The organism is Actinokineospora guangxiensis (assembly GCF_042657845.1).
Taxonomy (GTDB): Bacteria; Actinomycetota; Actinomycetes; order Mycobacteriales; family Pseudonocardiaceae; genus Actinokineospora; species Actinokineospora guangxiensis.
Genome location: NZ_JBHSKF010000017.1, coordinates 182,288 through 192,916, shown reverse-complemented (window position 1 = coordinate 192,916; position 10,629 = coordinate 182,288). Strand labels below are relative to the sequence as shown.

General features: G+C 70.1%; 13 protein-coding genes. 8 read left to right on the top strand and 5 right to left on the bottom strand.

Annotated elements, in window-relative coordinates; translation table 11 throughout:
• Position 1: 1 nt before the first annotated feature.
• From ACFPM7_RS26505 to ACFPM7_RS26495, 3 genes are read left to right on the top strand one after another with little or no spacing between them, the layout of a single operon-like run.
• Entirely contained in the window at positions 2-991 is a 990-nt protein-coding gene (locus tag ACFPM7_RS26505) for a DMT family transporter (RefSeq protein ID WP_378250506.1), read from the top strand.
• Positions 992-996: 5 nt separating this feature from the next.
• A complete protein-coding gene (locus ACFPM7_RS26500; RefSeq protein ID WP_378250505.1) occupies positions 997-1,851 on the top strand; it encodes a bifunctional methylenetetrahydrofolate dehydrogenase/methenyltetrahydrofolate cyclohydrolase in 855 nt (284 codons plus the stop codon).
• Entirely contained in the window at positions 1,848-2,135 is a 288-nt protein-coding gene (locus ACFPM7_RS26495) for a DUF3017 domain-containing protein (protein WP_378250504.1), read from the top strand. Before ACFPM7_RS26500 ends, ACFPM7_RS26495 begins: the two co-directional genes overlap by 4 nt.
• Here the strand turns inward: ACFPM7_RS26495 and ACFPM7_RS26490 are convergent.
• Positions 2,128-3,048 carry a helix-turn-helix domain-containing protein gene (locus tag ACFPM7_RS26490; RefSeq protein ID WP_378250503.1) on the bottom strand — a complete coding sequence of 307 codons (921 nt, stop codon included), beginning with the start codon at positions 3,046-3,048 and terminating at the stop codon, positions 2,128-2,130. The two genes, ACFPM7_RS26495 and ACFPM7_RS26490, sit on opposite strands and share 8 nt — an antisense overlap.
• 98 nt (positions 3,049-3,146) lie before the next feature.
• Between ACFPM7_RS26490 and ACFPM7_RS26485 the strand changes: the two genes are divergently transcribed.
• From ACFPM7_RS26485 to ACFPM7_RS26475, 3 genes are all read left to right on the top strand, one after another.
• Positions 3,147-4,130, top strand: a complete 984-nt coding sequence (locus tag ACFPM7_RS26485; protein ID WP_378250502.1) for a malate dehydrogenase — start codon at positions 3,147-3,149, stop codon at positions 4,128-4,130.
• Between the two features lie 173 nt (positions 4,131-4,303).
• Entirely contained in the window at positions 4,304-5,119 is an 816-nt protein-coding gene (locus ACFPM7_RS26480; RefSeq protein ID WP_378250501.1) for an inositol monophosphatase family protein, read from the top strand.
• 210 nt (positions 5,120-5,329) lie between these two features.
• A complete protein-coding gene (locus tag ACFPM7_RS26475) occupies positions 5,330-5,728 on the top strand; it encodes an SsgA family sporulation/cell division regulator (RefSeq protein WP_378250500.1) in 399 nt (132 codons plus the stop codon).
• Positions 5,729-5,800: 72 nt separating this feature from the next.
• Here the strand turns inward: ACFPM7_RS26475 and ACFPM7_RS26470 are convergent, their stop codons facing one another.
• Positions 5,801-6,178: a bacteriophage spanin2 family protein gene (locus ACFPM7_RS26470; protein ID WP_378250499.1), complete on the bottom strand. Its 378-nt coding sequence runs from the start codon at positions 6,176-6,178 to the stop codon at positions 5,801-5,803.
• Between the two features lie 44 nt (positions 6,179-6,222).
• Complete coding sequence (locus ACFPM7_RS26465; RefSeq protein WP_378250498.1) at positions 6,223-7,593, bottom strand: serine/threonine-protein kinase; 1,371 nt, start codon at positions 7,591-7,593, stop codon at positions 6,223-6,225.
• A gap of 29 nt (positions 7,594-7,622) precedes the next feature.
• Here ACFPM7_RS26465 and ACFPM7_RS26460 point away from each other — a divergent pair, with 29 nt between their 5' ends.
• Entirely contained in the window at positions 7,623-8,276 is a 654-nt protein-coding gene (locus ACFPM7_RS26460; protein WP_378250497.1) for a polyamine aminopropyltransferase, read from the top strand.
• Here ACFPM7_RS26460 and ACFPM7_RS26455 read toward each other — a convergent pair.
• Positions 8,245-8,751, bottom strand: a complete 507-nt coding sequence (locus ACFPM7_RS26455; RefSeq protein WP_378250514.1) for an HhH-GPD-type base excision DNA repair protein — start codon at positions 8,749-8,751, stop codon at positions 8,245-8,247. The two genes, ACFPM7_RS26460 and ACFPM7_RS26455, sit on opposite strands and share 32 nt — an antisense overlap.
• Before the next feature lie 80 nt (positions 8,752-8,831).
• On the opposite strand from ACFPM7_RS26455, the gene ACFPM7_RS26450 reads away from it, so the two are divergent.
• Positions 8,832-9,683: an SLATT domain-containing protein gene (locus tag ACFPM7_RS26450; RefSeq protein WP_378250496.1), complete on the top strand. Its 852-nt coding sequence runs from the start codon at positions 8,832-8,834 to the stop codon at positions 9,681-9,683.
• 109 nt (positions 9,684-9,792) lie between these two features.
• On the opposite strand, the gene ACFPM7_RS26445 is transcribed toward ACFPM7_RS26450, so the two are convergent.
• Positions 9,793-10,374, bottom strand: coding sequence for an HhH-GPD-type base excision DNA repair protein (locus ACFPM7_RS26445; protein WP_378250495.1), 582 nt, complete (start codon positions 10,372-10,374; stop codon positions 9,793-9,795).
• Positions 10,375-10,629: the final 255 nt, after the last annotated feature.

Here is a 10,629-nt window from a genome sequence, read left to right as displayed (position 1 = left end):
AGTGGGGGAGCCAGCGGGCGCGGGGGTAGGCGGCGTGGCCGGTGGGGCGGGATTGGGTGGGCGGGGTGGTGGGGCGGCTGGGTTGTTGGGGTTGGTGGCTGGGTTCGCCGGTGGGGTGGGGATTGCTGTGCAGGCGCGGATCAACGGGCAGTTGGGGGCGGCGCTGGGGGATGGGGTTGTGGCGGCTTTGGTGTCGTTTTCGGTGGGGTTGGCGATCTTGGTGCCCGTTGTCCTGGGGTCGGGGGACGGGCGGCGGGCGGTGCGGCGGTTTGGGGTGGCGGTGCGGGAGCGGCGGTTGCGGGTGTGGCAGTGCCTCGGGGGTGTGGGTGGGGCGCTGTACGTGACGACCCAAGGGGTGACGGCGTCGGTGCTCGGGGTGGCGGTGTTCACCGTCGCGGTGGTGGCGGGGCAGGTGGTGAGCAGCCTGGTGGTGGATCGGGTGGGGGTCGGGCCGGGTGGGGTGGTGGCGGTGACGTGGACCCGGGCGGTGGGGGCGGCGCTCGCGGTGGTCGCGGTGGGGGTGGCGGTGTCGGATGAGTTCGGCAGGCCGGAGGCGTTGTGGCTGGCGGTGGTGCCTGCCGCCGGTGGGGCGGCGATGGGGTGGCAGCAGGCGGTGAACGGGCTGGTCGGGGCGGCCTCGGGAAGCGTCACGTTCGCCACGATGGTCAACTTCGCGGTCGGGACGGTGGCGTTGGTCGTCGTCGCGGCGGTGGATGTCGCCGTGCGCGGGCTGCCCGAGGCCGCGCCCGGTGAGTGGTGGCTCTACCTCGGCGGGTGCATCGGGGTCCTCGCCCTCAGCGCCGCCGTCTTCGCCGTGCGCCATATCGGCGTGCTGCTGCTCGGCCTGGCCGCGGTGTGCGGGCAGCTGGTCGGCTCGATCGCCGTGGACCTGCTCGGGCCGGGTGTCGACGCGGCCACGCTGGCGGGTGCGGCGGTCACGCTCGTCGCGGTGGTGGTGGCCGCGGCCCGTCAGCCCGCAATGAGAGGATGACGGCCGTGACCGCGACGATTCTCGACGGCAAGGCCACCCGTGACGCCATCCTCGACGAGCTGCGCGTGCGCGTCGCGGCCCTCGCCGAGGAGGGGATCGTGCCGGGGCTCGGCACGATCCTGGTGGGCGACGACCCGGGTTCGCAGGCGTACGTGCGCAGCAAGCACAACTTCTGCCGCAAGATCGGCATCAACTCCATCCGCCGCGACCTGCCCGCGAGCACCACGCAGGCCGAGCTGGAAGCCACGATCGATGAGCTGAACGCCAACCCGGACTGCACCGGCTACCTCGTCCAGCTCCCCCTGCCCGGCCACCTCGACGCGGGCCGCGCCCTGGAGCGCGTCGACCCGGCCAAGGACTCCGACGGCCTGCACCCGACGAACCTCGGCAAGCTGGTCCTCGGCGACTCCGCCCCGCTGCCGTGCACCCCGGTCGGCATCGTGGAGCTGCTGCGCCGCTACGACGTCCCGCTCGCCGGCGCCCGGGTCACCGTCGTCGGCCGCGGCGTCACCGCGGGCCGCCCGCTCGGGCTCCTGCTGACCCGCCGCAGCGAGAACGCCACCGTCACCAACTGCCACACCGGCACCAAGGACCTCGCCGCCGAGGTCCGCCGCGCCGACATCGTCGTGGCCGCCGCGGGCAGCGCGGGCCTGATCACCGCCGACATGGTCAAGCCCGGTGCCGCCGTGCTCGACGTCGGCGTCACCCGCACCGAGTCCGGCCTGGTCGGCGACGTGCACCCGGATGTCGCGAAGGTCGCGGGCTTCCTGGCTCCGATGCCCGGCGGCGTGGGCCCGATGACGATCGCCATGCTGCTGCGCAACACCGTCGAGGTGGCCGAGCGGAACCTGCGCGGGTGAGCGAGCCAACCCGCCACCCCGCCCTGGTGCACCTGCCGTTCGTGCTGGTCATGGCCGTGGTCACGGTCGGGATCGTGCGGATCAGCATGTACAACTGGCGCGAGGGCAGCGTGTGGATCGGCCTGGCGCTGTTCTTGGCCGCCGGTCTGCGCGCGGTGCTGCGCGACGAGCAGGCCGGGCTGGTCGCCATCCGCAGCCGCCCGGTCGACGTGCTCAGCTACGCCGGTTTCGGCGCGATGGTCATCGCCGTCGCGGTGACCATCGAGGGCGGGCCGCTCAACTAGCCCGCGTGAGCTGCCCGATGCGGGTCAGCGTGTCGGCCTCCGACAGCGCCGTGCTCAGCAGCTCGACCACGACCCGGTCGTAGTGCTTGACCTCGGCCGGGTCCTCCACGAACAGCCGCGACGTGCGCTTGTCGAGCACCACGACCGCGCCCCGGTGCGGGAACTGGAGCCGCTGGAAGGACCCGCCGAGGCCGGGGTGCCCGTGCGCCAGGTCCGGGATCAGCCGCAGCGTCACCGTCCGCCGGGCGCCCGCCTCGATGAGGTAGCGCAGCTGCTCGCGCATGACCGTCCGCCCGCCGACGGTGTTGCGCAGCGCCGCCTCGGCGATGATCGCGTAGTAGCGCGGCGGGTTCGGCCTGCGCAGCACCGACTGCCGGTGGATGCGCTGGGTCCAGCGGTCGAGCACGGCGTCGTCGTCCAGCATCGAGACCTCGCGCAGCGCCGCCTGCGCGTAGGGGACGGTTTGCAGCAGCTCGGGGATCAGCGCGGACTGGTAGTCCACGAGCATCGCCGCGCGCGCTTCCAGGAACCGCAGCGCCGCGTCCGTGCCGTCGCCCGCGAGGCTGCCCGCCACGTCGAGCAGGTCCTCGCGGCTGAGGCCGGTGACGCCGTAGAGGCCCAGCAGGGCGGCGACGTCGTCGGGGGCCTGGGCGGCGCGGCCGTTCTCCATCCGGCTCAGCTTCGCCGCGCTGATGCCGACCTTCGCCGTCACCTCGGCGAGGCTGAGCCCGACGCGGTCGCGCTGGGTGCGCAACTCCGCGCCCAGCAGTGCGATGCGCACGTCGGTCACGCGCTCTCCTTCGGGTTCCGGGCTGATCAGCGTCATGATCGCCGCCGCGCGCGACCGCGCGGTGCCGTCGTCGGCGGTGTCGCGGCAGAACCACCCGATGGGGTCGCCGGAGACCCTGCTCACCGTGTACCGCGCCGAGTCCGCGAGGTTGGTAGCCTCCTGTCCGCCGGGCGACGCCGCAGGCATGGCAGCCCGCTGATCTCTTCGGGAGGGACTGCCAAGTGGCACCCGTCAACGTGACCGTCACCGGAGCCGCGGGCCAGATCGGCTACGCGCTCCTGTTCCGCATCGCCTCCGGCCACCTGCTCGGCCCCGACACCCCGGTGAGCCTGCGGCTCCTGGAGATCCCGCAGGCGGTCAAGGCCGCCGAGGGCACGGCGATGGAGCTGGACGACTGCGCGTTCCCGCTGCTGTCGGGCATCGAGATCACCGATGACCCGAAGAAGGCCTTCGACGGCGTCAATGTGGCCCTGCTCGTCGGCGCGCGCCCGCGCACCAAGGGCATGGAGCGCGGCGACCTGCTGGAGGCCAACGGCGGCATCTTCAAGCCGCAGGGCGAGGCGATCAACGCAGGCGCCGCTTCGGACGTGCGCGTGCTGGTGGTCGGCAACCCGGCCAACACCAACGCCCTCATCGCCCAGTCGCACGCCCCCGACGTCCCGCGCGAGCGCTTCACCGCGATGACCCGCCTGGACCACAACCGCGCGCTGTCGCAGCTGTCGGCGAAGCTGGGCCGCCCGATCACCGACATCAAGAAGCTGACCATCTGGGGCAACCACTCCGCGACCCAGTACCCGGACCTGTTCAACGCCGAGATCGACGGGCAGTCCGCGGCCGCGCTCGTCAACGACGAGGCCTGGCTGGCCGACACCTACATCCCGACCGTCGCCAAGCGCGGCGCGGCGATCATCGAGGCCCGCGGCGCCTCCAGCGCGGCTTCTGCGGCCAACGCGGCCATCGACCACATCCACGACTGGGTCAACGGCACCCCCGAGGGCGACTGGACCTCCATGGCCATCCCGTCGGACGGCTCCTACGGCGTCCCGGAGGGCATCATCTCGTCCTTCCCGGTGACCTGCTCGGGCGGCGAGTACTCCATCGTCCAGGGCCTGGAGATCAACGACTTCTCCCGCGCCCGCATCGACGCCTCGGTCGCCGAGCTGGTCGAGGAGCGCGACGCCGTGAAGTCCCTCGGCCTGCTCTGATCCCCCCGCGGGTACGCGGACCCCTCCCGACCCGGGGGCAGACCCCCGTGTCTTGATGCTATCGGCGGCCACCGACAAAGCCGGGGCGTGACTCGGCCGGGCCACGTCGAGCTGTAGGCGAACGGCCCCTTTCCGCACCGGGAAGGGGCCGTTCGGCTTGTTACGGTGCCCGGGTGAGCCTGATCGCCTGGCCGGTGCCCGCGCCGGACCTCCACGCCGACGTCCACCCCGCCCTCGCCGAGGCGGCCAGAGCCGCCTCCGCCGCGTACGGGGTCATCCGCCGCTCGCACGGTCGCACCGCCCTCGCCGAGGAGGTCGCGATGGGCGCCGACGGCACGCCGACCATGCGGGTCGACGCCGCGGTCGAGGACGCGATCGCCGAATCGGCGCAGCGCAGCGGGGTCAACCTGTTGTCGGAGGAAGCCGGGTTCCTCGACCACGGGTCGGCGCTGACGCTGGTGGTCGACCCGGTCGACGGATCGGCCAACGCCGCGTCCGGGGTCCCGCTGTCGTGCTTCGCGGGCGCGCTGGTGCGCGACGCCTCCCCCAGCGAGGCGCTGACGGTGTGGCTGGACACCGGCCGCACGTGGTGGGCGCGCACGGGCCACCCGACGCCGTACCGGACCAGCGGGCGCACGTCGCTGGACGGTGCGACGGTCAACCTGCTGCGCCCCCGCCGGTCCAACCGGGACGCCTGGCTGCGGGTGCTGGACCGGGCGGGCAGGCTGCGTGTGCTCGGCACGACGTGCCTGGAGACCGTCCTGGTCGCCGAGGGCTCGGTCGACGCGTTCGCCGACGCGGGTTCGGACACGCTGCGCATCTGCGACCTCGCCGCCGCCATCGTCACCGTGCCCGCCGCGGGCGGCGCCGTCATCGATGCCCGCGGCCGTCCCCTGGAGTTCGACCCGGACCTGACGCGGCGCTGGTCCGGTGTGGCCGCCGCCACCCCGCAGCTCGCCGACGACTTGGCCGCCACGATCCTCGGATGAGTGGCGACTAACGCGAAAGGATTGCGCTTTGTGGACGAAGTACTACTGAGCGGGGAATCGAACCGGTAATAGCGCATTCACCGCAGTGATCTTCCCCCAATCGAGGGAAACCGCAGGTAGCGGCGTCACGGTCTGCTGCCGCACGCGTTTCTCTGCTGACGGACTCGCGGACGACCAACACCGCGGGCCTGGATGATCAGGGAGGCACTGATGAACCGCGAGCACACCGAGCAGCTCATCTCGCGCTACGGCGGCAGCATCCCGGTGCGGTCCCGGTGGACCTACCGCACCGAGGAGCCGTTCACGGTGTCGGCCGCCTTCCAGACCGACAACGACAGCTGGGTCGAGTGGGTCTTCGCCCGCGACCTCCTGCTGACCGGTCTCACCGCCCCCGCGGGCGAGGGCGACGTCCGCTTCCGCCCGGGCGAGGAGTCCGGCCAGCGCGTCCTGCTGGTCGAGATCGAGTCCCCCGACGGCCACGCCATGCTGGTCATGGACCACGCCGACGTCGCGGGCTTCGCCGCGGCGACCGCCGCGCTGGTCCCCGTCGGCGGGGAAGACGACTTCTTCGACGTCGACGCCCTGATCGCCGAGATCACCAACGTCTGAGCCACCGCCCTCCCGCGGTAAACGGCGGCCGCCCACCCCTGACGAGGGGTGGGCGGCCGCCGGTCTTCGCTCTTACAGGCAGGCCTGCGACAGGGTGTTGAACGCGTCGAGCTTCTGCTGGGTCCAGTCGGCCAGGTTCTGCGGGTCCAGGTTGGCGGGGATCTCGCGCAGCTGGTCGGCCATGCCGGTCAGGGCCTCGCTGAGGGTGGTGTCGCCGACGTCCTGGGCGAGGGTGTTCAGCTCGTCGGCCTTCTGCTGGGCTTCCTCGACGGCCTGGTCGGGGTTGCTGGTGTCGGGGGTGAACCCGGCCAGCTCCAGCGCCTTGACGCAGACGCCCGCCTTGTCGGCGACGTTGCCCGCGGTGTTGGCGGCCTCCTGGATCTCCGAGCAGGCGGTGAGCGCGCCGAGCAGCGCGGCGGCGGTCAGGGTGGTCGCAATCCGAGAACGCATCGTGGCCCCGTCTGTTCGGTGGTTTTCGGACGCCAGGCTACAGATCACCCGGACCGGAACGCGCTGCCGGTGCTCGGCTCGCCCGGCTCCCCGCCCAGGCAGAGCGCGGATTCGCGGTCGTCGGTCGGCAGGAGTTCCACGCGCCAGCCCGCGGTGTCGCGGGTCGCGCGGGCGGCCATCACCTCCGCTGAGCAGGCCTGGGCGACTTCCGGCAGCTTCAGCAGCTCCGCGCCGGGCAGGCCCTCGGCCTCCGGCGGCAGCACGACGCCGCTGAACGCCTGCCACGAGTGCGACTCCGCGCACGGGACCGGGCGGGCGGTGAAGATCATGTCGGAGGTGGTGACGATGCCGCCGAAGCATCTGTCGGTGACGCAGTAGCCGCTGGCCTCGTGGCCGTCGCACGCGACCATGCCCGCGGGCAGGGCGGGCGGCTCCGGGGGCGTGGTCGTCTCCTGGGTCGTCGGGGGCGCGGCGGCGGCCGTGTCGTCGGTGGGCAGCAGACCGCGGGCGAAGAAGCCCGCGGCGAGGAGCACCGCGACGGCGACCGCCGCGGCGACGCGCCGGGGCGCGCGGGAGCGGCGCTCGGCCATCCTCGGCAGCGCCGGGACCGGGCGCAGGCCGCTCAGCTCGTCGCGCAGCTGCTCGGCCGATGTCGTGCGGTGGGCGGTGTCGGGGGACAGGGCGCGCAGCAGCGCCGTGTTCAGCGCCTCGGGGGCGTTGCGCAGTGGCGGGACCGGCGTGTTCAGGGCCCCGACCAGCTGGTCCATCGAGTTCGCGGGCCACGGGATGTTCCTCGGCAGCGAGCCCGCGAGCAGCGTGTAGAGGGTCGCGGCGAGGGAGTAGATGTCGCCGCCGGGCGTCGGCGCGGCCATCGCGAAGACCTCGGGAGCGGCGTAGTGCGGGCTCAGCGCGCCGACGGTGATGGTGCTCTCGGCGTGCGCGTCGAGGATCGCGGCGAGTCCGAAATCGGCCAGCTTCACCGCGCCGAAGGCGTTGATGAGGATGTTCGCCGGCTTGATGTCGCGGTGCAGGATGCCCATGCCGTGCATGCGGGCGAGCGCGTCGGCCAGCTTCGCGCCCATCTCCACGACCTCGTCGACCGGCAGCGAGCCGCGCTGGGCGAGCACGTCGGACAGCGAGCCGCCCGTGCACAGCTCCATGACGATGTAGGGCCTGCCGTCCTCGGCGATCCCCGCGTCGTAGACGTTGACGACGTTCGGGTGCCCGGACAGCCGCGCCGCGGCGCGCGCCTCCCTGAGGAACCGGGCCTGGTCGCGCTCGGTGCTCAGCACGCGGTTGTCGAGCTTGACGGCGACATCGCGGTCGAGCTGGTGCTGACGGGCCAGGAACACGGCGCCGAACCCGCCCTGGCCGAGGGGCCGGACGAAGGTCAGGCCGGGGACCGTTGGAAGCATGTCGCGGACTCTGGCACAGTAGATCTCCCATGGACGAGCCGCCCACCGTCATCGCCCGAGCAACCGGAGCCGCGGGAGAACTCGTCTTGCGCCGGTCGGGCGAGCACCACGAGATCATCGCCGACGGCATGTTCCTGATGGACACCCGCGCGGGCGACTCCGAGCGCCTGCTGGTCAACGCCGCCGCCGACCGCATGCCCGCGGGCGCGTCCCTGGTCGTCGGCGGCCTTGGCGTCGGCTACTCCCTCGCCGCAGCCCTGGCCAACCCCCGCGTCGGCGAGGTCGTCGTCGTCGAGCGCGAACCGGCGGTCATCGACTGGAACCGCTCCTACCTCGGCAACTCCACCCTCCTGGACGACCCGCGAACCCGCTGCGTGGAAGCCGACCTGGTGGCGTGGCTGTCCACTGTGGAAGAGAAGTTCGGCGCCATCTGCCTGGACATCGACAACGGTCCGGAGTGGACGCTGGACGGAAACGCGGGGCTGTACGGCGAGCGCGGCCTCCATGCCCTCGCCGGCCGGACGGGTGTCCTCTCCGTCTGGAGCGCCAATGCCACCCCCGCCTTCGCCACCCGCCTGCGCACCCACTTCGCCGAAGTGACCGAACTCCCCGTCCCCGTCCCCCGCGGCGAACCGGATGTCGTCTACCTGGCTAGTCGGCCTTCGCCTTCGCGGCCTTCTTGAACGCCCGAACCTGCTGCAGCGAGTCGGCGTCCACCACGTCGGCGACACTGCGCTTGGACCCCTTGATGCCGTAGTCGCCCGCGGCCTTGCGCCAGCCGTAGGGCTGCACGCCGAGCTGCTTGCCGATCAGGGCGAGGAAGATCTTGGCCTTCTGCTCCCCGTAGCCCGGCAGCGCCTTCAACCGCGTGAGCACGACCTCAGCGGTGGGCTTGTCCTTGGTCCAGATCTGCTCGACGTCCCCGTCGTACTCGTCGACGAGGTACCGGCAGAGCGCCTGCACCCGCTTGGCCATGCTGCCGCCGTAACGATGGATGGCAGGCGGCGTCGTCGCAAGCGCGGCGAACTCCTCGGCGTCGTAGTCGGCGATGACCCGCACGTCCAGCCCACCGATGCGGTCGAACAGCTTCTTCGGCCCGTTGAACGCGACTTCCATCGGGATCTGCTGGTCACAACAAAAATGTTTATGTATGACTATGGTCGCCCGACTGGCTTAGTGCTAGTGGCTGTCAGTGGATCTCGGGCGCGCTAACATGATCCACTGAACAAGGGGGTTAAGTGAGCGCGCCAGAGTCCAGTGATGGCTATGTATACGCAGACGAGGGAAAGTCGGCTGAAGAACGGCACCGGTCGGCAGTGCACGCGCTTGAGTCAAAAGTTGACGAGCTGCGAGCTGCGCGCTCCGCGCGTCGCCTCCACTATTTGTGGTTAATTGCGAGCATTGTTGCGGTAGTCCTACTGGGGTATAGCGGAGCTCTTGCCTTCTGGCAGGCGGATCCTGATTCGCTTCGGGTTATCGGCCTGATTTCGGTTGTTCTCTCAACGGTCGGCGCTTCATACACATTGGTGAAGAAGCGCCCAGCCCTGGTCGACTTGAATTTCGAGGCCCGCCAACTCCTACACGTTAAGCACTCTCTGGCGGCCAAGGTCCCCGTAGACTCTGTCGAAGCTCTAAGAATCTATCGAGAGTCCTCCCTCGACCTTGTTGAGCAATTCCGAAGGAATGCCACCCGTAATCGAGGGGTGCATAACGCTTTTCAGGGATTCGTTATTGCGGGTTCCATCATGGGATCGACGATGACGGCACTTGTAGGTGAGCTGCCCGATATTCGATGGTACGCCACTGTTGTGACTGCATTGGTGAGCATCTCGGCGGGACTGACTGGATACTTCAAGTTTCGAGAGCGTGGGTACAATGAACAATCCACCGCAGATGACATTGAGCGACATTACAATGCTGTCCAGTTTCGAATCGGCGAGTATCAACTAGCTGGTGGTGAAAGTGAAGAGGAGGCGGAGAAGATTCGGCTTCGCAAATTCGCCGAGAATGTGGAGAAACTTAAGGAGGAGCAACGGAAGCGAGAGCTTCAGCTTGAACAATCTCCAGGTGCTTCCGAAGAGCGTACTTAGCTGAAGATTCTACTGTGCGGACCGATCGGGAGGGCGTCGGAAAATTGTCGCGGATCGAGGATGATCGCGGTAATCTGCTTCGCTTCCCCGGGTGCAGAGGTGGCCAGGGTTACGTGTCGACCTTGGCCACAGCCTTCCTGGCCTTCTTGTAGGCGCGAACTTCTTGGAGGGTTTCGGGGCTGGTGACGTCGGCGACGGACATGCGGGTGTTGGTGCCGCCGTAGTCGCCTGCGGCTTTGCGCCAGCCGTAGGGGGTGACGCCGTATTGCTTGCCGAGGAGGGCGAGGAAGATCTTGGCCTTCTGCTCACCGAAGCCCGGGAGGGCCTTGAGGCGTTTGAGGACCTCAGCTCCGGTGGGCTTGTCCTTGGTCCAGATCGCGGCGGTGTCGCCGTCGTAGTGGTCGACGATGTACTGGCAGAGTGCCTGCACTCGCTTGGCCATGCTGCCGCCGTAGCGGTGGATGGCGGGTGGGGTGGTGGCGAGGGCGGCGAAGGCGTCGGGGTCGTAGGTGGCGATTTCGTGGACGTCGAGTTTGTTGCCGAGGCGGTCGTAGAGCTTCTTGGGGCCGTTAAAGGCTACTTCCATTGCGATTTGTTGATCTAGCAGCATGCCGATCAGCAGGGCGAGGGGTTCGCGCTCCAGAAGGGCGTCGGCCTCGGAGTTTTGGGCGATGCACAGCTTCGGCGTCATGGCGGAAGGATCGCATATGGGGCGTCCTGGGCCTTCCCCAGACGCGGGTAGTGCCATCCCGTCGACCTGGCGTAGCCCGATCAGGGGGGAGTAGGGCCGCAACCTTCGGTGGGGGTGAGGGGCGGTGCCAGGATTGCGGCCCTGGTCCGGCCTGATAGCCCTTCGGGAGGTCGGCGGGATGGCACGGGCGATCACCAGCTGACAGGACCGGAAGGGCGTTGCGGCCATCCCGGAGATCTGCCTGCCCGGCGAGGG

Excerpts from the sequence above, each read along its gene's own strand:
- ACFPM7_RS26445 (WP_378250495.1), bottom strand. The coding sequence starts at position 10,374 with ATGACGCCGAAGCTGTGCATCGCCCAAAACTCCGAGGCCGACGCCCTT.
- ACFPM7_RS26475 (WP_378250500.1), top strand. The coding sequence starts at position 5,330 with ATGAACCGCGAGCACACCGAGCAGCTCATCTCGCGCTACGGCGGCAGC.
- ACFPM7_RS26470 (WP_378250499.1), bottom strand. The coding sequence starts at position 6,178 with ATGCGTTCTCGGATTGCGACCACCCTGACCGCCGCCGCGCTGCTCGGC.
- ACFPM7_RS26465 (WP_378250498.1), bottom strand. The coding sequence starts at position 7,593 with ATGCTTCCAACGGTCCCCGGCCTGACCTTCGTCCGGCCCCTCGGCCAG.
- ACFPM7_RS26460 (WP_378250497.1), top strand. The coding sequence starts at position 7,623 with ATGGACGAGCCGCCCACCGTCATCGCCCGAGCAACCGGAGCCGCGGGA.